The 22,739-nt window shown below is 56.9% G+C and carries 15 protein-coding genes; 10 read left to right on the top strand and 5 right to left on the bottom strand.

Annotated features, from left to right (window positions below; translation table 11 throughout):
- Positions 1–244: 244 nt before the first annotated feature.
- Positions 245–3,040, bottom strand: a complete 2,796-nt coding sequence (gyrA, locus tag AACW87_RS04645; RefSeq protein WP_241326690.1) for a DNA topoisomerase (ATP-hydrolyzing) subunit A — start codon at positions 3,038–3,040, stop codon at positions 245–247.
- A 201-nt stretch (positions 3,041–3,241) separates the two neighbouring features.
- Here gyrA and ubiG point away from each other — a divergent pair, with 201 nt between their 5' ends.
- From ubiG to yfaE, 5 genes are all read left to right on the top strand, one after another.
- Positions 3,242–3,958 carry a bifunctional 2-polyprenyl-6-hydroxyphenol methylase/3-demethylubiquinol 3-O-methyltransferase UbiG gene (gene ubiG, locus AACW87_RS04640; RefSeq protein WP_098984011.1) on the top strand — a complete coding sequence of 239 codons (717 nt, stop codon included), beginning with the start codon at positions 3,242–3,244 and terminating at the stop codon, positions 3,956–3,958.
- Positions 3,958–4,644 (top strand): HAD family hydrolase, encoded by a 687-nt coding sequence (locus tag AACW87_RS04635; RefSeq protein WP_241326689.1) that lies wholly within the window; start codon positions 3,958–3,960, stop codon positions 4,642–4,644. Before ubiG ends, AACW87_RS04635 begins: the two co-directional genes overlap by 1 nt.
- 556 nt (positions 4,645–5,200) lie before the next feature.
- Positions 5,201–7,468: a class 1a ribonucleoside-diphosphate reductase subunit alpha gene (nrdA, locus tag AACW87_RS04630; RefSeq protein ID WP_172955343.1), complete on the top strand. Its 2,268-nt coding sequence runs from the start codon at positions 5,201–5,203 to the stop codon at positions 7,466–7,468.
- Positions 7,469–7,533: 65 nt separating this feature from the next.
- Positions 7,534–8,667, top strand: coding sequence for a class Ia ribonucleoside-diphosphate reductase subunit beta (gene nrdB / locus AACW87_RS04625; protein WP_043135401.1), 1,134 nt, complete (start codon positions 7,534–7,536; stop codon positions 8,665–8,667).
- Between the two features lie 33 nt (positions 8,668–8,700).
- Positions 8,701–9,021, top strand: a complete 321-nt coding sequence (gene yfaE, locus AACW87_RS04620; RefSeq protein WP_241326688.1) for a class I ribonucleotide reductase maintenance protein YfaE — start codon at positions 8,701–8,703, stop codon at positions 9,019–9,021.
- Positions 9,022–9,151: 130 nt separating this feature from the next.
- Here yfaE and mltA read toward each other — a convergent pair whose 3' ends face one another.
- Entirely contained in the window at positions 9,152–10,303 is a 1,152-nt protein-coding gene (gene mltA / locus AACW87_RS04615; protein ID WP_098984008.1) for a murein transglycosylase A, read from the bottom strand.
- Between the two features lie 150 nt (positions 10,304–10,453).
- On the opposite strand from mltA, the gene AACW87_RS04610 reads away from it, so the two are divergent.
- Complete coding sequence (locus tag AACW87_RS04610; RefSeq protein WP_241326687.1) at positions 10,454–10,705, top strand: DUF1289 domain-containing protein; 252 nt, start codon at positions 10,454–10,456, stop codon at positions 10,703–10,705.
- Between the two features lie 92 nt (positions 10,706–10,797).
- Here the strand turns inward: AACW87_RS04610 and fruA are convergent, their stop codons facing one another.
- From fruA to fruB, 3 genes are read right to left on the bottom strand one after another with little or no spacing between them, the layout of a single operon-like run.
- Positions 10,798–12,522 (bottom strand): PTS fructose transporter subunit IIBC, encoded by a 1,725-nt coding sequence (gene fruA, locus AACW87_RS04605; protein WP_241326686.1) that lies wholly within the window; start codon positions 12,520–12,522, stop codon positions 10,798–10,800.
- Positions 12,519–13,508, bottom strand: a complete 990-nt coding sequence (gene pfkB / locus AACW87_RS04600; RefSeq protein WP_241326685.1) for a 1-phosphofructokinase — start codon at positions 13,506–13,508, stop codon at positions 12,519–12,521. Before pfkB ends, fruA begins: the two co-directional genes overlap by 4 nt.
- Positions 13,508–14,608 carry a fused PTS fructose transporter subunit IIA/HPr protein gene (fruB, locus tag AACW87_RS04595; protein ID WP_241326684.1) on the bottom strand — a complete coding sequence of 367 codons (1,101 nt, stop codon included), beginning with the start codon at positions 14,606–14,608 and terminating at the stop codon, positions 13,508–13,510. The genes pfkB and fruB overlap by 1 nt, the downstream gene beginning before the upstream one ends.
- Positions 14,609–14,916: 308 nt before the next feature.
- Between fruB and cra the strand changes: the two genes are divergently transcribed.
- The 4 genes from cra (at position 14,917) to rdrB (ending at position 22,706) form a co-directional block, all read left to right on the top strand.
- Positions 14,917–15,903, top strand: a complete 987-nt coding sequence (gene cra, locus AACW87_RS04590; RefSeq protein WP_172955341.1) for a catabolite repressor/activator — start codon at positions 14,917–14,919, stop codon at positions 15,901–15,903.
- Between the two features lie 302 nt (positions 15,904–16,205).
- Positions 16,206–17,399 carry an aromatic amino acid transport family protein gene (locus tag AACW87_RS04585; protein WP_098984003.1) on the top strand — a complete coding sequence of 398 codons (1,194 nt, stop codon included), beginning with the start codon at positions 16,206–16,208 and terminating at the stop codon, positions 17,397–17,399.
- A 225-nt stretch (positions 17,400–17,624) separates the two neighbouring features.
- Positions 17,625–20,165, top strand: coding sequence for a hypothetical protein (locus AACW87_RS04580; RefSeq protein WP_241326683.1), 2,541 nt, complete (start codon positions 17,625–17,627; stop codon positions 20,163–20,165).
- Positions 20,166–22,706 (top strand): antiviral RADAR system adenosine deaminase RdrB, encoded by a 2,541-nt coding sequence (gene rdrB / locus AACW87_RS04575; RefSeq protein ID WP_241326682.1) that lies wholly within the window; start codon positions 20,166–20,168, stop codon positions 22,704–22,706.
- Positions 22,707–22,739 lie beyond the last annotated feature (33 nt).

Genomic DNA, 22,739 nt, shown 5'->3' with positions numbered 1-22,739 from the left:
TCTGTTGAGTGCGACAGGGGCAAGCTTGACCGCATCCCATGACAGGGGGATGACGCAGGCATGATGAATTGAGGACAAGGAAACAAGGAGGGGTGCAGTCATGCTCGCGGTACGAGTGATCAGCAACGCGTGCGGCAACAGGATCAGGCTGACCCATCAGGCTGGGGCGCGCTACCTGGGGCAAACGGCAGCAACAAAAAGAGCGACCCTGGGGTCGCTCTTTTTCATGGCGGCAGACGCGCGATTATTCGTCGCTCGCTGCACCCTCTTCAGTGGACCCTTCAGTGGATCCTGCATCGGCAGAGCCGGCATCTGGCGCGGTATCTGTGCCTTCGGACACCTCACCGTCAACGGCCACGATGTCGTTCTCTTCCTCGTCACTCTCGGCGATACGCTGCAGGCCGACGACTGTCTCGTCTTCACCGGTACGGATCAGACGCACACCGCCGGTGTTACGGCCTATGACGCTCACCTCGGCGACGCGAGTACGGACCAGGGTGCCACCATTGGTGATCAGCATGATCTGGTCGGTATCTTCGACCTGGATCGCATCGATCACCTTGCCGTTACGCTCATCCACCTTGATGGAACGAACGCCCTGAGTACCACGGCTCTTGGTCGGGTACTCGGTCAGCGCGGTACGCTTGCCGTAACCGTTCTCGGTCGCGGTCAGGATGGCACCCTCGCCACGGGGGACGATCAGGGAAACCACCTTGTCACCGTTGAGCAGGCGGATACCACGAACCCCACCGGCGGTACGGCCCATGGGACGTACACCCTTGAAGGTACCCTTGCTTTCGGTGCCTTCGCCGTTGTCGCTGCCATCGTCGTCGTTGCCGGCGTCAATGACACTCTCGTCATCCCCGTCGACATCATCGCTGATATCGGCATCGGCTGCATCGGCACGGCCGCTGCCTTCATTGAAGCGAACCACCTTGCCCGCATCGGAGAACAGCATGATCTCGTTGCTGCCATCTGTGATATCCACCCCGATCAGCTCATCACCCTCTTTGAGGTTGATGGCACGAATGCCGGAGGAGAGCGGACGGCTGAACGCAGACAGGCTGGTTTTCTTCACGGTACCGTCGGCGGTGGCGAAGAAGACATACTTGTCGTCGGCATACTCTTTGACCGGCAGGATGGCGGTGATGCGCTCACCCTCTTCCAGCGGCAGCAAGTTGATGATCGGACGACCACGGGCGCCACGGGACGCCTCCGGCAGCTGATACACCTTGAGCCAGTAGACCTTGCCACGGGTGGAGAAGCACAGAATGGTGTCGTGGGTGTTGGCCACCAGCAGACGTTCCACAAAGTCCTCTTCCTTGATCCGGGTGGCCGACTTGCCACGACCACCGCGGCGCTGGGCCTCGTAGTCGGTCAGCGGCTGGTACTTCACATAACCCTGGTGAGACAGGGTCACGACCACGTCTTCCGGAGTGATCAGATCTTCGATGTTGATCTCGGCGCTGGAGGCGCTGATCTCGGTGCGACGCGCGTCGCCATACTGCTCGCGCACGGCCAGCAGCTCATCGCGGATCACTTCCATCAGCCGTTCCGGGCTTGCCAGGATGAACAGCAGCTCGGCGATCAGATCCAGCAGAGATTGGTACTCTTCCAGGATCTTCTCGTGCTCGAGGCCAGTCAGCTTGTGCAGACGCAGATCCAGGATGGCCTGGGCCTGCTGTTCGGTCAGGAAGTATTGACCTTCACGGATGCCGAACTCCGGCTCCAGCCACTCGGGGCGGGCCGCGTCGTCGCCTGCCTTTTCCAGCATGCCGGCCACGTTGCCGAGTTCCCAACCGCGGGCAACCAGCTTGGCCTTGGCGTCAGCCGGGGTATCGGAGTGACGGATCAGCTCTATGATGGGGTCTATGTTGGCCAGCGCCACCGCCAGACCTTCCAGGATGTGGGCCCGATCCCGCGCCTTGCGCAGTTCGAACACGGTCCGGCGGGTCACTACCTCACGGCGGTGCAGCAGGAACGCATCCAGAATGTCTTTAAGGTTCATCACCTTGGGCTGGTTGTTATCGAGCGCCACCATGTTGATGCCGAACGTGGTCTGCAGCTGGGTGTGCTTGTAGAGATTGTTCAGCACAATCTCGCCAGACTCGCCACGTTTGATCTCGATAACGATGCGCATGCCGTCCTTGTCGGACTCATCGCGCAGGGCACTGATGCCCTCGACTTTCTTCTCTTTGACCAGCTCGGCGATCTTCTCGATCAGCCGCGCCTTGTTCACCTGATAAGGCAGCTCGTGAACCAGGATGGTCTCGCGACCCGTCTTGTCGTCCACTTCCACTTCGGCCTTGGCGCGCACGTAGACGGAGCCGCGACCGGTGCGGTAAGCCTGCACTATGCCGGCGCGACCGTTGATGATGGCGCCAGTGGGGAAATCAGGCCCTGTGATATAGGTCATCAACTCATCGATGGTGAGATCGCTATTTTCGATCAGCGCCAGACAGCCGTTGACTATCTCGGTGAGGTTGTGAGGAGGAATGTTGGTCGCCATGCCCACCGCGATACCGGATGAGCCGTTGACCAGCAGGTTGGGCACCTTGGTGGGCATGACAGCCGGGATCATCTCGGTACCGTCGTAGTTCGGTACCCAGTCCACTGTCTCTTTGTCCAGATCGGCCAGCAGCTCGTGGGAGATGCGGGCCATCCGCACTTCGGTGTAACGCATGGCGGCGGCGCTGTCGCCGTCGACCGAACCGAAGTTGCCCTGACCATCGACCAGCATGTAGCGCATGGAGAAATCCTGCGCCAAGCGGACTATGGTGTCATACACGGCACTGTCGCCGTGCGGGTGGTATTTACCAATTACGTCACCGACCACACGGGCCGATTTTTTATAGGGCTTGTTCCAGTCGTTCCCCAACTCGTTCATAGCAAACAGAACGCGGCGGTGAACCGGTTTCAAGCCATCACGCACATCCGGCAGAGCTCGTCCTACGATCACGCTCATGGCGTAATCAAGATAGGAACTCTTGAGCTCTTCTTCGATGTTGATCGGCGTGATCTCTCTGGCCAGATCGCTCATAGAAAGCCTTAATCCCTAATTAGTTGTTCTTTGGCTTAAACAGCGCGCCATGGTAACACACTGAGCCAAATACCTTAAGCCACAAATCCGGGTAACAAGTCGGGCTGGTGTGACAAAGTGTGTCCGTTATAATGCCCGCCAGGACAATAGATTGCGCCCAAGTCTTGCTACCTGCGCGCCCTGCCACAGGATCATCAAAACATGAATAGTGATGCCAATGTCGATCTGACAGAAATCGCCAAATTTGAAGCCATCGCCTCCCGCTGGTGGGACATGGAGGGCGAATTCAAGCCACTGCATCAAATCAATCCGGTGCGCCTTGACTGGATCACCGACAAGAGCGGCGGCCTGTTTGGCAAGCACATCCTCGACATCGGCTGCGGGGGCGGCATTCTCTCCGAGAGCATGGCCCGGCGCGGTGCCCGCGTCACCGGCATCGACATGGGCAAGGAGCCCCTCGGCGTCGCCCGCCTGCACGCCCTCGAGCAGGGGGTGGAGCTCCAGTACCAGCAGATGACGGCGGAGGAGCACGCCGGCCAGGCCCCTGGCCAGTATGACGTGGTCACCTGCATGGAGATGCTGGAGCATGTGCCGGATCCGGCTTCTGTGCTGCGCGCCATCGCCACCCTGGTGCGCCCGGGCGGACGAGCGTTCGTCTCCACCATCAACCGCAACCCGAAAGCCTACCTGATGATGATCCTGGGGGCCGAATACCTGATGAAGATGGTCCCCAAGGGTACCCATGATCACAAGAAGTTCATCACCCCAGCCGAACTGTGTCGCATGGGTGAAGCGGCGGGCCTGCTGGTGCGGGACATGAGCGGCGTGCACTATTCGCCGCTGACCGGCCAGTTCAAGCTCGGCAAGAACGTCGACGTCAACTACATGGTGGAGTTCATCCGCCCGGAGCAAGGCTGATGAGCGACTCTCACCCGGCGCCGCTGCGCTGCGTGCTGTTCGATCTCGACGGCACATTGCTCGACACGGCTCCCGATCTGGGCGCCGCCGTCAACCATGTGCTGGTGAGCGAAGGCTTTGCCCCGCTCTCCGAGGCCATCATTCGCCAGACCACCTCCCACGGCGCGCTCGGGCTGCTCAGGGCCGGGCTTGGCGATGAGCTGCTCGAGGAGCTGGGCGCCACACGCCTGCGCACCGCCCTGCTCGACTACTACGCCGCCCACCTGTGCGTCGGCACCCGCCCCTATGAGGGCATGGTGGCGCTCATCGAATGGCTGGACGAACGGGCCCTGCCCTGGGGCATAGTCACCAACAAGCCCGGCTTTCTGACCGAGCCGCTGCTGGCGGCCCTGCCCGAGCTTGCCAGTTGCGGCGTCACCGTCAGTGCCGATACCCTGCCGGTGCGCAAGCCAGACCCTGCCCCCATGTACTTTGCCTGCGAGCAACTGGGCGTCGACGCCGCCCATTGCCTCTACGTGGGGGATCACGTGCGTGACATAGAGGCGGGCCGCAATGCGGGCATGCGCACCGCAGTCGCGGGTTGGGGTTATCTGAGCGATGACGAGGATCCCGCCGACTGGGGCGCGGATCTGCACTTCGATACCGTGCAGGCCCTGCACCACTGGCTGCGTTACGAGGTAGCCTGACCCATGATCCGCCGGGTCACAGGCATTGATGGATCATAAAGGCAGCTTTATTGCCAAGCGGTGCCCATATGAACACCAACATATGGATGTTCGTGGGTGCGCCAGGATGCGATGGGAGATCAGGAGTGATCTCCCGTTTTTGCCGTTTGGCAACCGCTAACACACTGGGACAGGACACCTTTTGACCCTTGCTGCACAAGGGATAACCAGACTGAATTTGCTAGTAAAAACACCCCGTTTTCGCAAGAAAAAAAAGTTATTTAAATTTTCCATGTTCGATCATCAGACTTGCATTTACCGGATCGGACGCATGAAAACCCACTCACTGTGAGCATCCACTAACCTGGGTCGCGACACCCACAATTTATCCACAGCTAATGCCTTATCCACAGATTGCAAAGCCGGGTAGACCTCACTATCTTGTAGCTCGAACTTAAAATAACACTATATCTTGTGATTCATCGCACAATACGCCCCCACCTCCCGCAGCCGATCACGGCCAGGAGGTCAAGGCCGTGCGATGGTTTTTCGGGAATCAACTAAAGGTCATCAGCCAATGAACTTGTTTGTGACGAAGCGTAACGGCCACAAAGAACCCATCGATCTGGATAAAATTCACCGCGTGCTGGATTGGGCCGCCGAGGGACTCGACAACGTGTCTGTCTCCCAGGTGGAACTCAAGTCCCACATCCAGTTCTATGACGGCATCCGTACCGCCGATATCCACGAAACCGTCATCAAGGCCGCTGCTGACCTGATCTCCGAGCAAAGCCCGGATTACCAGTACATGGCCGCCCGTCTGGCCATCTTCCACCTGCGCAAGAAGGCCTACGGCCAGTTCGAGCCGCCCCACCTCTACCAGCACGTCGCCCGTCTGGTAGACATGGGCAAGTACGACAAGCACCTACTGACCGACTACACCCAGGCCGAATTCGAGGAACTCAACGAGCACCTGGATCACTGGCGTGACATGGACTTCTCCTACGCCGCAGTCAAGCAGCTGGAAGGCAAGTACCTGGTGCAGAACCGCGTCACCGGCGAGATCTACGAGAGCCCGCAGTTCCTCTATATCCTTGTGGCGGCCTGCCTCTTCTCCAAGTATCCGAAAGATACCCGTCTGGACTACATCAAGCGTTTCTACGATGCGGTCTCGACCTTCAAGATCTCCCTGCCGACGCCCATCATGAGTGGCGTGCGCACCCCGACTCGCCAGTTCAGCTCCTGCGTGCTGATCGAGTGCGATGACAGCCTGGATTCCATCAATGCCACCGCCAGCGCCATCGTGCGCTACGTCTCCCAGCGCGCCGGCATCGGCATCAACGCCGGGCGCATCCGTGGTCTGGGCAGCCCCATCCGTGGCGGTGAAGCCTTCCACACCGGCTGCATCCCCTTCTACAAGTACTTCCAGACCGCGGTCAAGTGCTGCTCCCAGGGCGGCGTGCGCGGCGGTGCGGCCACCCTGTTCTACCCGCTGTGGCACACAGAAGTGGAGAGCCTGCTGGTCCTGAAAAACAACCGCGGCGTGGAAGAGAACCGGGTTCGTCACATGGACTACGGCGTGCAGATCAACAAGCTGATGTACCAGCGCCTGATCAAGGGCGGCGACATCACCCTGTTCTCCCCGTCCGATGCCCCCGGCCTGTACGACGCCTTCTTCGCGGATCAGGACAAGTTCGAGCAGCTCTACGTCAAGTACGAGCAGGATCCGGCCATTCGCAAGAAGACCCTCAAGGCAGTCGATCTCTTCTCCCTGATGATGCAGGAGCGCGCCGGCACCGGTCGCATCTACATCCAGAACGTGGATCACTGCAACACCCACAGCCCGTTCGATCCGAGCGTGGCGCCGGTACGCCAGTCCAACCTCTGCCTCGAAATCGCGCTGCCGACCAAGCCGCTCAACAACGTGGATGACGAAGAGGGCGAGATTGCCCTGTGCACCCTGTCTGCCTTCAACCTGGGTGCCATCGAGAAGCTGGAAGATCTGGAAGAGATGGCGGATCTCGCCGTGCGCGCTCTGGATGCCCTGCTCGACTATCAGGACTACCCGCTCAAGGCCGCCCAGAAAGGCAGCATGAACCGTCGCACCCTGGGGATAGGCGTCATCAACTACGCCTACTACCTGGCCAAGAACGGCGCCCGTTACTCCGACGGTTCCGGTCTGGCGCTGACCCACCGCACCTTCGAGGCGATCCAGTTCTACCTGCTGAAGGCCTCCGTGCAGCTGGCCCGCGAGTTCGGCCCCTGCCCGGCCTTCAACGAGACCACCTATGCCCAGGGCATTCTGCCCATCGATACCTATAAAAAGGATCTCGACAACCTGTGCAACGAGCCGCTGCACCTGGACTGGGAAACCTTGCGTGAAGAGATAAAGACTGTGGGTCTGCGCAACTCCACCCTGACCGCCCTGATGCCGAGCGAGACTTCCAGCCAGATCTCCAACGCCACCAACGGCATAGAGCCGCCGCGCGGCCTGGTGTCGGTCAAGGCCTCCAAGGACGGCATTCTCAAACAGGTGGTGCCCGAGTATCATCGCCTGAAAGATCAATACGAACTGCTCTGGAAGCAACCGAGCGTCGATGGCTATCTGCAGCTGGTCGGTATCATGCAGAAGTTTGTGGATCAGGCGATCTCCGCCAACACCAACTACGACCCCGCCCGTTTCGAAGGCAACAAGGTACCGATGAAGCAGTTGCTCAAGGATCTGCTGACCGCTTACAAATACGGCCTCAAGACCCTCTACTATCACAACACCCGTGATGGTGCGGATGACGCACAAGCCGATATGCTGGATGACGGTTGTGCCGGTGGCGCCTGCAAGATCTGATTAACCGGGCGGGAGCGACAAGCTCCCGCTCTCCTGTTTTATCCATTCAATACATTCTGGTAACCATGGCCTATTCAACTTTCTGCCAAACCCAAAACGACCAGCTCAAAGAGCCGATGTTTTTTGGCCAATCGGTCAATGTGGCCCGTTATGATCAACAAAAACACGAAGTCTTTGAACGGCTGATCGAGAAACAGCTCTCCTTCTTCTGGCGCCCGGAAGAGGTGGATGTCTCCCACGACCGCATCGACTATCAGGCGCTGCCGCCCCACGAGCAGCACATCTTCATCTCCAACCTGAAGTACCAGACCCTGCTGGATTCCATCCAGGGTCGCAGCCCGAACGTGGCGCTGCTGCCGCTGGTCTCCATTCCGGAGCTGGAAACCTGGATCGAGACCTGGGCCTTCTCGGAGACCATCCACTCTCGCTCCTACACCCACATCATTCGCAATATCGTCAACACCCCGGCCCAGGTGTTCGACGATATCGTGACCAACGAGCAGATCTTGAAGCGCGCCGGTTCCATCAGCTGCTTCTACGACGATCTGATTGAAGCGACCGCGCTCTACAACCTGCACGGTGAAGGGACCCACAGCGTCGCCGGACAGATGCGCACCATCACACTGCGCGAGCTGAAGAAGAAGCTCTACCTGTGCCTGATGAGCGTCAATGCGCTGGAGGCGATCCGCTTCTACGTCAGCTTCGCCTGCTCCTTTGCTTTCGCCGAACGCGAGCTGATGGAAGGCAACGCCAAGATCATCAAGATGATCGCCCGCGACGAAGCGCTGCACCTGACCGGCACCCAGCATATGCTGAACCTGATGCGCACCGGCCAGGACGATCCCGAGATGGCCGAGATTGCCGCCGAGTGCGAGCAGGCCTGCTTCGAGATCTTCAAGGAAGCTGCCATTCAGGAGAAGGAGTGGGCCGAGTACCTGTTCCAGGACGGCTCCATGATAGGCCTGAACAAGGACATCCTCTGCCAGTACGTGGAGTACATCACCAACCTGCGCATGAACGCGGTCGGTCTGCAGCCAGCCTTTGCCGGCGCCAAGCAAAACCCCATTCCCTGGATCAATACTTGGTTGTCGTCCGACAACGTGCAGGTCGCCCCCCAGGAAGTGGAAGTCAGCTCCTACCTGGTCGGCCAGATCGACAGTGAAGTGCACGCCGATGACTTGGGTGATTTCGAGCTGTGATGAGGCGATGTGCCCGTGCGGCGGTATTGCACCGTGAGTGATGGGACCAAGACGCTGGCCCCTGCCCCGCAGCCTGCAACACGGCAGGAGGCCCCACAGGCGCCGCTGGTGCATACCCGCGACGGCGCCCTGCTCGCCCATCCCGGCGAGAGCCTGTTGGAGACCCTGGAGCGCCACGGCCATCATCTGGAGTTCCAGTGCCGCAGCGGCTATTGCGGCGCCTGCCGCACGCCCTTGCTGGCGGGCAAGGTGCACTACCCCAATGTGCCGCTGGCATTCGTCTCCCCAGGCGAGTGCCTGCCCTGCTGCTGCAAACCGGTCGGTGCGATCCGGCTGGACATCAAGAAAGGCTGACGCAGCAAGCTGCCACACACTTCGCCAAATAAAAAGCCGCCGGATTGCTCCGGCGGCTTTTTTATCGCTCGTCTTTTTATCGCTCGTCTCTGGCTTGGGGCCCTGACCCGTCAGAACCCCTTGATTGACTTCAAAGCCAGGGCGCTGCGGTCGGCCCCTGGTGCAGGCCCAGCTTCCAGACCCGGCCAAAGTGCTTGTAGTGACCGGCGGCCACGCCAGCCTTCTCACCCATGCCGTGGTAGAGATCCAGGTGCCCCTTCTTCACGGCGCCACCCACATCCAGCGCGATCAAGAGCCGCAGCTGGTGTTTGCCGGTCCAGTTGCCCGCCTTGTCGAGCAGGGGCACTTCCGCAAGGATGGGGGTGCCCATCGGCAGCAGTGTCTTGTCGGCCGCCACGGCCGCCAGCGGCAACAACGGAATGCCGGCGGCGCCGATCACGTCATTGGTGGGGCGACGCTCGAAGAAGACATAGGAAGGGTTCTGCTCCACCAGCTCCTTGACGCTCTCCTCCGGTTTGCTGTTGGCCCAATCCTTGATGGCCTTCATGGACATCTGCTCCTTGGGCACTTCGCCGCGATCGATCAGCACACGGCCGATACTCACGTAGCCGTGACCGTTCTTGCCGCTGTAACCCAGGTATTGCAACCGATCGTCATCGCCGTAGTGGACAAAGCCCGAGCCCTGTACGTCCATCAGGAAGTTGTCGATGAGGGATTTGCTGTAACCCAGCTCCAGCCCCCGGTTGGCCAGCGCCCCCTGGTGGATCTCGGCCCGGCTCGGGCAGCGGCCACCGCACTTGGGCATGGCATAGATGGGGTACTTGTACTTGGCATCCGGGCGATGACGCACCTCCAGTACCGGCGAGTAGTAACCGGTAAACAGCACGTTGCCCATGCGATCGGCACCGCCCAGCTGGGCCAGGCTGATGCCGTACCGGGTGATCTGGGCCGGGTTGCCGCCATTGGCGACCCAGCGGGAGAGCTGGCGATAGAGCTCGCCATAGCGGCGGGTCATCTTGCCGGATCGCTCCAGCACCAGCCGGCTCTGGGGGCCGAACTTGCTGTAGTCGGCGCGCTGGCGACTGTTGACGCGTTCTACCCGCACCAGATCATCCGGCAGGGGGCCGTCCAGATACTGCTTGCCCAGATTCTCCGGCACCTCGCAGTTGAGAAAACATCTGGCCTCGGGTTTCTTCTTGGGCACCTGTGCTTGATCAGAGTTGCCCGCACAACCGGCCAGCCCCAGCACTGCGGCGGTCAGCCAGTACGCGTGTTTATTCATATGTCCTCATATAACACCAAGCCTCATGCTTGGCGGGGAAGATGCCAAATTTGCAGGGGGAAAGCAAACGCCATCAGCCCCTTGGCAGTGGATTTCTCCAAAGGGGATCTTCTGGGTTATAACAAGGTAACAAGGTGTGAGAGGCCATGGATGGAACAGCTCGAGATCTTCCCGCTGCAGAGCCCCTGCATAGGGGTATGCGAAGTGAACAACAAGGGCTACTGCAAGGGCTGCCTGCGCAATAGGGATGAGCGCTTCAACTGGCTCACCATGACCCCCGCCGAGCAGCAGGAGGTGATGCGCCTGTGCCGCAACCGCAAGGCCCGGGTCGACGCCGCCCGTCGCAAGGCGCAAGAAGCCCTCCAGGCCAGTGAGCAAGCGCAGGCCGGCTGGGATTTTTGAATCCCCCTGTCACCTCCCTCTTTTATCCCTTTCTCATCAGCCATAAAAAAAGCGGCCCGCAGGCCGCCTTGTCACTCATGGTTGTGAGCTTGTCACGCCGTCGCCAGCTTGGCCTGCGCTTCGCCGCGCTTGAGCATGGCGTAGCCAACCCCGGTCACCAGGGAGCCTGCCGCTATGGCCAGTATGTACATGAACACATGGCTGATGGCGTTCGGGATGAAGAGCACGAACAGACCACCGTGAGGGGCAACCAGCTCGCAGCCGAACAGCATGGAGAGAGCCCCCGTCAGGGCGCCCCCCGCCATGCAGGCCGGGATGACGCGCATCGGATCCTTGGCGGCAAACGGAATCGCCCCCTCGGAGATGAAGCACAGACCCAGTACGAAGGAGGCCTTGCCCGCTTCCTGCTCCGCCTTGATGAACTTGGCGCGGGCCAGGAAGGTGGCGATCCCCATCCCCAGCGCCGGCACCATGCCGGCGGCCATCACGGCAGCCATGGGAGCGTAAGTTTTGGAGGCCAGCAGGCCCACCCCGAAGGCGTAAGCGGCCTTGTTGACCGGGCCACCCATGTCGAAGCACATCATGGCACCTATGATGACACCCAGCAGCACGGCGTTGGCAGAGCCCATGTTGTTGAGGAAGGTGGTCATGGCACTCATGATGCCGGCCACCGGACCGCCCACCACGTAGATCATCACCAGACCGGTAAACAGGCTGGCAACCAGCGGAATGATGAGGATGGGCTTGAGCGCTTCCAGGGTCACCGGCAGGCGCACCTTGTCACTCAGGTACTTGGCACTGTAACCGGCCAGGAAACCGGCGACGATACCGCCGAGGAAGCCGGCACCGAGGGAGCTTGCCAGCATACCGCCTATCATGCCGGGCGCCAGACCAGGACGGTCGGCGATGGAGTAGGCAATGTAACCGGCCAGTACCGGGATCATCAGGGCGAAGGCCGAGCCACCGCCGATCTTCATCAGGGCGGCGGCGAGAGTTCCCTCAACCTTGAACGCCTCGATCCCGAAGATGAAGGAGATGGCGATGATGAGGCCACCGGCCACCACCATGGGCAGCATGAAGGAGACACCGGTCAGCAGATGCTTGTAAGGGCCGGCCTTCTCCTCTTTCTTGGGCTGGCTGGCGCCGCTGTGACGATAGGTTTTCGCCTCGTTCCATGCCTTGTCGAGCTCGGCACGGGTCTTCTTGAGCGCAGCGCCCGTGCTGGTGCGATAGACGGGCTTGCCATCGAAGCGGGCCATGTCCACTTCGATGTCGGTGGCGAGGAACACCAGATCGGCGGCGGCAATCTCATCCGCAGTCAGGGCATTCTGGGCACCGACCGAGCCTTGGGTCTCGACGCGGATCTGGTGGCCCAGCTGCTTGGCCATGGTCTCCAGTGCTTCCGCCGACATGAAGGTGTGTGCCACCCCGGTCGGACAGGCGGTGACGGCAACGATGCGCTTGGCACCCGCCGGTTTGGCGGCGACGACCGGCGCCGCCTGATGGCGATAGACGCTGGCACCGCTGGTGGCGGCGTCAAGCACGGCGGTCGGATCCTGCAGCGCCAGATCCATGCTCCCCTGATAGACCCGCTTGCCGTCATAAGCGGCGAGATCCACCGGGGCGCTTGCTACCACCAGCACCAGGTCGGCGGCAGCAATCTGCTCCTTGCTCGGCACCTGACGAGGTTGCACGCTGGAGCCGACATCGAGGGTGAGCTCCCAGCCCGCCAGTTTGGCCTGCTGTTCTATCCGTTTTGCAGCGAGAAAGCTGGTGGCAATGCCCGCAGGGCAAGCCGTAACCAGAATTGCTTTCATTGGGCATCTCCTGAGTTTTCCATTGAGGGGGTATTGAGTCGGGTCGGGGCAAGTTCATCCAGACGTTGCACACGCACCTGCTCGAGTAAGGGTGTCAGCACATCGATATCACTAAAACCGACCGCGATCTGACTGACCGCCAGCGCCGAGACGGCGGTGGCCAGACGCAGGGTCTGCTCCGGCGCCCAGCCGAGGCTGAGGCCGTGGGCCAGTCCCGCCACCAGGGAGTCGCCGGCACCGACTGTGCTGACGACCTGCATGCGCGGCGGTATGGCCTGCCAGACGGCATCCGGACCAAACCAGACCAGGCCGTCGGCGCCGTTGGAGATCACCACATGGGCTATCCCCTGGGCCTGCAACGCGCGGGCACACTCGGCCTGCTCGCTCAGGGTCTTGATGGGGCGACCGACCCACTGGCTGAGCTCTTCCAGATTGGGTTTGATCAGGGTCGGCGCGGCCTTGATGCCCTCGCTCAGGGCCAGGCCACTGCAATCGAAGATCACCTGCTTGCCCTTGGCCTTGAGCAGGCGAATGAGGCGGGCACAGTAATCGGGGGCAACCCCCTTGGGCAGGCTGCCGGCCAGTACAAACCAGTCGGCCTGCGGCGCCAGCTCGTCGATGGCCGCCTCAAGGGCCGCCACTTCACCCTCATGGATGGTGAGCCCAGGCAGGTTGAGATCCGTAACCCGACCCGATTGCTCGGAGATCTTGACGTTGATGCGGGTGCTGCCCGCCACGCGCACGAAGTGATCGGCCAGGGCCCGCTCGGCAAACAGGGCGACGAAGCTCTGCTGGTTGTCCGCGCCGAGCCAGCCGGTCAGCCCGACGTCACGGCCCAAGTCTTTGAGCACCATGGCGACGTTGATCCCCTTGCCCGCGGCGCGCAAATTGGCGTCGCTCACCAGATTCACCTCGCCCAGGCTCATGGCCTCGAGGCGGGCGGTGAGATCCAGCGCTGGGTTGAGGGTGATGGTCACTATGTCCATCAGTGCGCCCCCTCGCCCAGCCCGGCAGCGATGGCCGCGCCTATGCCCTTGAGGGCCGCTTCGGCATCCGCCCCTTCGGCGCGAAACGCCAGCCGGTGGCCACACTTGACGCCCAGGCCAATCACCTTCATCAGACTCTTGGCGGAGACGGCTTCACCGCTGCCATCCAGATTCGCCACCCGGATGTCGGATTCGAACTCCTTGGCCACCTTGACCAGCATGGCGCCCGGACGGGCGTGCAGGCCATGGGGGTTGATGATGGTGAAGGTCTCGGAAAGACCGCTCGCCGGCCCCGCCTGCAGCATGGCCAGCCCTTCGCTGCCAGTCAGGGTGGCAAGCTGGCCTGCGGCGGCCAGTTTGGCCAGATTCTCCAGCTGCGGCAGATGACTCGCATCGGCGGCGCACAGCAGCAGCAAGGCGCTGACCGGCAGCGCCCCTGCCTGCAACTGCGCACTCGGGGTCGCCACGACCCAGCCGGTCTGGGCCGCGGGTGTACGGGCCAGCCAGACGCCATCGCCCAGATAGGCGGGCTCGCTTGCCAGCAGGGAAGTGACCATGGCGGCCTCCCCCCAACCGGCGGATTTGGCGCGGGCGGCGGCGCCCAGCAGCAGCTGGTCGCGATCATCGGCCGGGAAGTCGGCCAAGGTCAGGAACTGCACCTCTTTCGGAGCCGTTGCCCCGGTCAGGATATTGATGATGGTGTCGGCATCGGTGGCATTTTTAAGGGCCTCGGCCGCCTGCTCGTCGCCCAGCACGTGGGTGAGCTGGCGCAAGATGCCCAGATGCTCGTCGGATTTGGCGGCGATGCCGATGGCCACATAGGCAATCTGCCCCTGGTCCCACTCGATGCCCTGAGGGAATTGGGCCACCATGACACCGGTGCTTTTCACCAGATGACGGGTGTCCGTGGTGCCGTGGGGAATGGCGATGCCGCTGCCGAGGTAGGTGGCGTGCTGCGCTTCCCGCGCCATCATGCCGTCCACATAACCTGCTTCCACCAGACCGGCTTCGGTCAGTTTGCCTGCCAGCAGGGCGATGGCATCCGCCTTGGTCGCCACCGATTGCCCCAGCAAGATCTGCTGCTGCGCCAACTTCAACATAGAGATTCTCCATCAGGTTCCGGGCTGGCCGTGCGGCTCGCCGGATCAACACCATTAAAAAATGTGGATCATTCGCCTGCTGACAATAGACCGGATTGCATCCCTTCGGGAGCCGCCGGGGTTTTCATCCCCGGTCATCGATTGTCTGCTGACAAGCTGAATCGTTTCACTTACACTCAGACTGAATCGTTTCAGCCAATTGATCAAGTACCCACAAAGAGTGCTTTTCAATGATATGATCCCGCGCACACTTTTCGGTGCCCTCACCTGGCAGTGACCGTGGGCCTTGCAACTCAAACAGAGCCAATATGATGAAACTGGATGAAATCGCCGCCCTCGCCGGTGTCTCGCGCACCACGGCCAGCTATGTGATCAATGGCAAGGCCGATCAGTACCGCATCAGTCAGGCAACCCGTGACAAGGTGATGGCCGTGGTCACGGCCCACAACTACCAGCCGGACAGCCGCGCCGCCTCCCTGCGCGGCGGCCAGACCAGGACCCTCGGCTTCATCCTGCCCGACCTTGAGAACGCCAGTTATGCCAAGCTCGCCAAGCGCCTCGAACAAGGCGCCCGGGCCCAGGGCTATCAGCTGCTGATCGTCTGCTCGGAAGATGAACCGGCCACCGAGAAGGAGCTGGCCGAGATGCTGGCCAGCCGTCATGTGGATGCCCTGCTGGTGGCCAGCTGCCTGCCACCGGACGATCCCTTCTATCCCCGCCAGCAGGCTCGCGGCATCCATGTGCTGGCCATCGACCGGGCCATGGCCGCCGACAAGTTCGTGACCGTCGCCAGTGAAAACCAGAAGGCGAGCTTTGATCTCACCGCCTCCCTGCTCACCCCGGCGCTCAAGCACATCGCCTTGATCACTGCGCTGCCGGCACTCACGATCAGCCAGGAGCGAAAAGCGGGCTTCGAGCAGGCCGTCGCCAGCCACAGCGCCACGCGCCATCTGTGCGAGGGTGCCCACTTCTCCCGCGCCGAGGGCTATCGCCTGATCAAGGAGTTGCACCAGCGACTCGGCCAGTTGCCCGAGGCACTGGTCGCCACCTCCTACATATTGATGGAAGGGGTGCTGGACTACCTGCTGGAGCAGGAGACCGACATGAGCCGGCTCGCCATGGCCACCTTCGGAGACGATCGCCTGCTCGACTTCCTCCCCTTTGGCATCAACTCCCTGCCCCAGCAGCACGATGCCCTGGCCAGCCAGGCACTGGAGCTCGCCCTCAAGGCGATCAACGGCGAATATCTGTGCGGGCTGCACTACGTGAGCCGGACCCTCAAGCGTCGCCGCTGACATCTCCCTTCACGCGCCGGCACTCTCCACGCCGGCGCGTTTTTCCACCAGTCAACACCCCTTCCTGTCATCTTTTATTTCCACCTGTTGCCACCTTCCAGTACAAAATCCGCCTTTACAGGCTTGTTTCCACTATTTTGATCCGTTAACGTGGCAACCATCTTTTACAATCTACGGGTTTTTCGTAACGATGCGTCCACTCCGATATCGCTAGCCTCCGGTCCCGACCCCGGAGGCGCCTTGCCAGCACAGCCACTGGCACTCTTTTTTGAATACGCAGTTTCTCGATCTGGATGGACACCATGAACACCAAGACCCTGGGTTGTACCCTGTTGATTGCCGGCACCACCATAGGCGCCGGCATGCTGGCCCTGCCGCTGGCCTCCTCCTCCCTCGGCGGACCCGCCACCCTGCTGCTGATGGTCGGGCTCTGGGCCCTGATGGCCTTCACCGCCATGTTGCAGGTAGAGGCCAGCCTCAACACCGGCAAGTGGTACCTGCACCAGCTGGCGGATCACCTGCTCGGCCCCTGGGGCAAGCGCATCGCCTCCTTCTGCATCCTGATGCTGTTCTATTCGCTGGCCTCCGCCTACATCAGCGGCGGCAGCAGCCTGCTGGCCCAGGCACTGGCCGATGCCGGCATGACCCTCAGCCAGGAGCAGGCCGCCTGGGCCTTTACCCTGCTGTTTGGCGGCATGGTCTGCGTCGGCACCAAACAGGTTGATTACCTCAACCGGCTGATGTTCACCGTGAAACTGGTGATCATGGTGGGGGTGCTGGCGCTGCTGCTGCCGCGCGCCGAGGGGCAACACCTGCTCTCCATGCCGCTCGGCCAGGGTTTGCTGCTGGCAGGCCTGCCGGTGATCTTCACCTCGTTCGGCTTCCACGGCTCCATCCCGAGCGTCATGCTCTACCTGGGCGACTGCCCCAAGCGGCTGCGCCGGGTGTTCGTGTGGGGCTCGGCCCTGCCGCTCATCCTCTACGTGCTGTGGCAGGTGGCCATCCTGGGGCTGCTCGGTCAACAGACCCTGATCCAGACCGGCGGCGCGCTCGACAGCCTCTTGGCCAGCGTCGGCAACCTGGTCAGCTGGCCCGCCTTCAATCAGGCGATGCATTTGTTCGCCGATCTGGCGCTCGCCACCTCCTTCCTCGGGGTAACGCTGGGGCTGTTTGACTTCATGGCCAAAGTGACCCGCCGCAAGGACAACTGGCAGGGCCGCAGCCAGACCGGCCTCATCACCTTCGTGCCGCCCCTGCTGTTCGCCCTCTACTTCCCGCAGGGCTTCATCATGGCGCTGGGCTACGCCGCCATCGCGCTGGCGGTGCTGGCGGTGCTGCTGCCGGTGACCCTGGTGTGGCAGAGCCGCAAACGGGCCGAGGCGCACCACTACCGCGCCCCGGGCGGCGTGCTGGCCCTGGGTCTGGCCGGCGCCATGGGGGTGCTGATCGTGGGCGTGCAGGTGAGTGTCAGCCTCGGCTACTTGCCCGCGCTGTAATCTCCAATACTGAATGCCCCAAATAGCAAAGCCCCGCCAATCAGATTGGTGGGGCTTTTTGTTGGTGAAAAATTTTTGAAGGCAGACAAGATCCTCAAGGAAGATGGAGCTGGTCTATTAGCAAGTTGAACATTGATGAAGATCAAATTTCCTCACATCTTCTCTTTTACAAAATGAGATTCAGACTAGAATGACGCCACCAAATCCATCATCTTATTGATTTTCATGGAAAATATATATCTCAATCTCGATACATCTGAATTCGATGAATTTAATCTTCAAACAAAAGATCTATGGCAACAGGATGCAGCCAGTCAACTGATAAAGCATCTAACTACACTGGGTAATGCCGCGAAAAAAATTAAAGAGTGCACTTGTCATCCAAAAGGAAGTGCAACGCGTCACGTGCATGACGCCATACTGATAAGCGGTGGCAGAGGAACGGGTAAGAGTATTTTCTTATATAATTCGAAAACTCTATGGGATGAACAGAGTAACAAGGAACCAAATAAACCCAATATCAAGTTTCTTGATCCAATAGACCCTACTTTACTGCAAGATAATGACAGTTTCAGCAACGTTATCATCGCTAACATCTATAACTGTGTTCACGAAACAATTCAGGGAAAACCGCAGAAAGAGTCACAGAAATTTTATGACTGCTTAAGAAAACTAGCCGAGTCTATCGAGGATGTTGATAAACAACAATTAGGCGGCCTTGATAAGCTGATGCATTACAGCTCAGGTATCAGAGTTCAGGATAATTTCTATCATTTTGTCAAAGAAGCTATTACATTACTCGGCTGTGATGCCCTCGTCCTTCCCATCGATGACGTAGATATGGCCTTGGGCAAAGCTTATGATGTGCTGGAAGAGATCCGCCGCCGACTGTGCTGCCCATTTATCATTCCTTTGGTCAGTGGTGACCCTGATCTTTATGAACATTTAGTTAAAATTAATTTTGGCAAAAGCATTGTCAATAAAGATCTTAAAGAAATAAAAAGCACGGAAGATACCGAGCAAAAAAATAATAACAGCCCAGAAAAGAGGCTGCTTGATAACCTACCAAATGCATATCTGACCAAGGTACTTCCCCATCATTATCGAATTACCTTGCAATCGATTGATGCCATCACCTCCAGGTTAGAGATTAAATGGAACGGTAATTATGGTATCCCATATGCCCGTCAAAGCATTGATGATACCTATCAAGACAGGTTGCTTTCCTTCTTCTTTGGCCCAAAACACGATGATGAAAAGGGCCGTGATTTTCCTTGGCCGAAATCCTCCCGAGAACTGGGGCAAATGGTTCGACTACTGAGGCCAGATGATCTTCAATCGACAACAGAATCCGATAAATATAGGAATCTGCTTGAAGCCCTTAAAACATGGTCTTCCGCCTGCCAACATGGTGCCTGCTATACACTTGCCCTTTCAACTCTAGAGTTTAAAGCTGCTTGCAGGGCAAGTCAGTTAACCGTATTTAATTTAAATAAACAGGCAAACTTAAATATTCCATGGGCGAAGTATAACTTTACCAAAGATCAAATAAATACAATAAAAAACTATACAAATATCGATGGCGTACTCAAGGCAAATCAGCTGTTGATTGAGCATTCGTTACGCTCAAATATCTTGCGTAGCATGCCACCCATTGAACTCCATCTCGATAAGATGAGCGTAACCAAGGCTGAAGCCGACAATGAATCCCCATTTCTACTCGCAATTTACACATACAACTCATATTATGGAACTCAGGGAAACAAACAACTAAAAATATACTTCAGCAGAGCAATTGAACTCTTATTTACTTCCATTTTAAATGCCTCAAAAGATGAAGCCGATAACAAACCCATATATAAGGAAATTTTAGAGCAAGCACCATTTTACTCTGTTTATAACTTAAATCCAACCAAGCAGGTCGAAGAAGAAGTATCATATGAGCCTGATGAGGAATCTGTAGATACTAATTTTAATAACGAGAACAAAACATTGATTTCAAAAATAGTTGCATGGGATCATGAATACGCTGAACTCGTAAACCAAGCTTTCGCCAATAGATCTCAAGCCATCTCTCTTCTTAGCGCAGTATTTAATAAAACCTTTACTCAGATCGGTTATCTTAGAAAGTCATTCAAAACAATTAAGACTAGTCGCGAAGATGAACTTATTGATCTGGCGCTGCGATTCAAATATATAACACTTAACTCTTTCGGCTTTTTCCTTAAAGAAAATGGAATTAGAGTTACATCGAATATTGCGATCGAAACTAAAGTTGAAACATTGAGAAATGCTACTAGATTTAAACAAAGTTCAAATACATATAGAGAAAATATAGGGTGGATTTATAGCAGCGATTCAACCGAAGCAAAACTCATTGATGCAATATCTAAACACCCCATTTTTGTACAGCTGAATGATCTTAAAACATTACAGAATACATCTATATTTATAGCACCGCCAATATTAAAAGAGGATGATGAGAAAAATAAAAAGCGACTTCGCCGCATACGAACAAAAATATCTAAAGAAATAAACGACAAATTCTCAAGTTTTTTTAAAAACACTAAATATGACACACCAAACAAGCTAATTAAATATATTTTTGAAGTTGATGCATTTAGTGACCCCATAGTGCTTAAAAAAGCAATGGATTTACTTTCCAGTTTAAAGATTATATCAAAGAGAATTGAGTTTTTATCGGACAGACATCCTTTAAAGAAACTTTATATTTCGCTGACAGAAAAGTTTACAGGGATCGTGTAGATGTTGAAATTACAACTAAACACTTTATCACCTTCTTGTATTCTGGCGTCTGACAGGTTGTTGGATGCTTATTTAAATCCAGAAAACAATGTGACATCCCCAGCTAAATGGCCCACAAAATATCGTCTTGCACTCCAAGATTTTCAATCCTATCTGCCGGGAAAAATCCGCGAGGAGGATATAGAGCCAGCACTGTTACAATGGTTGGAGTCGACAAATCAAAAAGCGGACCTGACTCAACTGCTCAGCAAGCTAAGCGATCACTATCTCGAGTGGTGCGGCGACCGGTTTGAAGTAAAGCATGGCGAGCTCGATAGCTGGCTATCACTATTAACGCAGATTGATTCTGCCTGGGTGATAGGTGCAGGTTATGCCCATTTACTAAACCACGGTATCCTCTCTGCTGAGCAGATGATTGCGCTCTCTCGCAGCCAATGTATCAACGCCTTACCCAAGCGTTTTGATGACAAACCCATTGCAGATAACCATGTGCATCTTGGTGGCCACGGCCACCATAGCCTTTCACTAGCCGATTTCGCGCTGCATTACAAATATCCGTCCAGAAAAGAACTTAATAATAAAGAATGGCCGAACCGCCAGGAACATCCGCTCTTTAATAGTGGCTATAGAAATAAAAATCATCTACCCGTGCTATTTCATGCTATTTATGCGCAGCTTGTTGTAGGTCTGTGGAATGATGAGCAGGCTAAAAAGCCTCCAACACAGTTAGGCTGGGATCAGCTGGATCTTTATCTTACTAAAGAGCAAGCGCCCGTTATCCGCTATGGTATCGCAGACTCCCTCTCACAGCGCCTGCTGCAAGCTGCACTGGATGAAAACAGTACGGGGCGTTGGCTGCTATTAATTACTGCACTGCTACTTGCCCCACAAAAACTAAATCAACATGGGTTACTCTCCAGTTTTATTATCTGTGCCAACATATTAAGAAACTATATGGTGGTCTCTGGTGTCGGACTGGGGGATTTTGTCAGCTTTTTCACTTTTTCATACAGAAAACCGATTTCAAATAAAGCAAGCTATGCTACACACGGTCTACTACATGATCTACCAGACAATCACTACCGTGAATTTAGAGTATCGCCAGATGCAATTATTGACAATGCGCCAATATGGGCTCAGCAACTCTTGGATAATAAATCTCATAATCGGGTTCATTTTGTTGCACATTTCACCCGAGGCAACCCTAAAAAAATCATAGATCGAAGATATTTATCATCACGCGGTGATCTTTTTCAACAAACCCGTGATCTACAGCGTTTTTTTCACTCTGTTACTTTGGATTCAGCACGTATCCCTTTAACACCATTTCCCGACAGTACCAGGGTCGATCTTCGAGCTCTGCTTCGTGGAATTGATGTGGCAGGTAACGAGAACCACCTTCCTATCGAGGTGTTTTCACCAGCAATTAGAGTACTGCGCAGCGCGCTTTTTCCTCAGCACTACCCAATTGAAAAACGATTACGCCAACCCTTCGTAACGTTACATGCGGGAGAAGACTTTAGCCATATATTGAGCGGCATAAGAATCATCGATGAAGCTGTCACCTTCTGCGAATATCGCCCGGGCGATCGCATTGGCCATGGGTTGGCGATTGGCATCAATCCCTACGAGTGGGCCAAACGCCAAAATAGCTGCTATCTCCCCATCAGAGAGTATCTGGATAACCTGGTCTGGAGTTATCAGCGCGGCCTTGAGCTGGGCCATCAAGTATCGAAATTTCAAGCAACCTTGCTGCGCATTCAGGAAAAAATCCGGATCTACTCCCTGCTAGTTTATAACAAGGAGTACTCCCCTACCCAATTGCATCAAGCATGGCTGCTAAGACGAAATTGCCCGGATATGCTGAATAAAGAACATGATGTACTTGGGCTGGAAAAGCCGCTCTGGTTACCAGATTGGGCCAAGCTTCAGAAATTCACGGACCTTGATTTGACCAAACAGATCGGTACACAAGAGCAAGAAATTTGGCGATATTATCTCAATGAAACACCCGCCGGTAAAAAAGAGGACTGGATTCACATCCAATATCATTCGATATTGCCGGTCACCAAAGGTCTGGTCGATATGCCAACCCTTGCTGATTCTCGCAAAGATTACTTGACGGATGAAGACCTGGAATTTTATGAAGCACTGCAGGATCTGATGCTGGAAAAGTTCAGCCAAAACCAGTGGGTACTTGAGACCTGCCCGACTTCTAACATCTATATCGGCCGATTGGAGAGCTATGAAGAGCACCCCATATTCCGCTGGAGCCCACCGACAACGGAGGCTTTGCAAGCCGGTAACAGCGCTAACCGATTCGGTTTACGCCGTGGACCGGTCAGGGTCTGTATCAATACCGATGATGCAGGGCTTATGCCCACAACCCTTGAAAACGAACACAGGATCATCAAAGAAATCGCCATTGCTCACTACAAGGTAAGCGATCAAAATGCCACCACATGGATAGACTCGATACGACAAACCGGTGTCGATCTTTTCAAATCCAATCACCTCGACTGGGCCCAGCAAGGTATTTAATGAAAAAGCCCTGCCGAATTGGCAGGGCTTTTT

Origin of the sequence: Aeromonas sp. MR7, from assembly GCF_963899385.1 — a bacterium.
Lineage (GTDB): Bacteria > Pseudomonadota > Gammaproteobacteria > Enterobacterales > Aeromonadaceae > Aeromonas > Aeromonas bestiarum.
The sequence above is the reverse complement of the archived record's forward strand: the minus strand, read 5'-3'. Positions and strand labels throughout refer to the sequence as shown.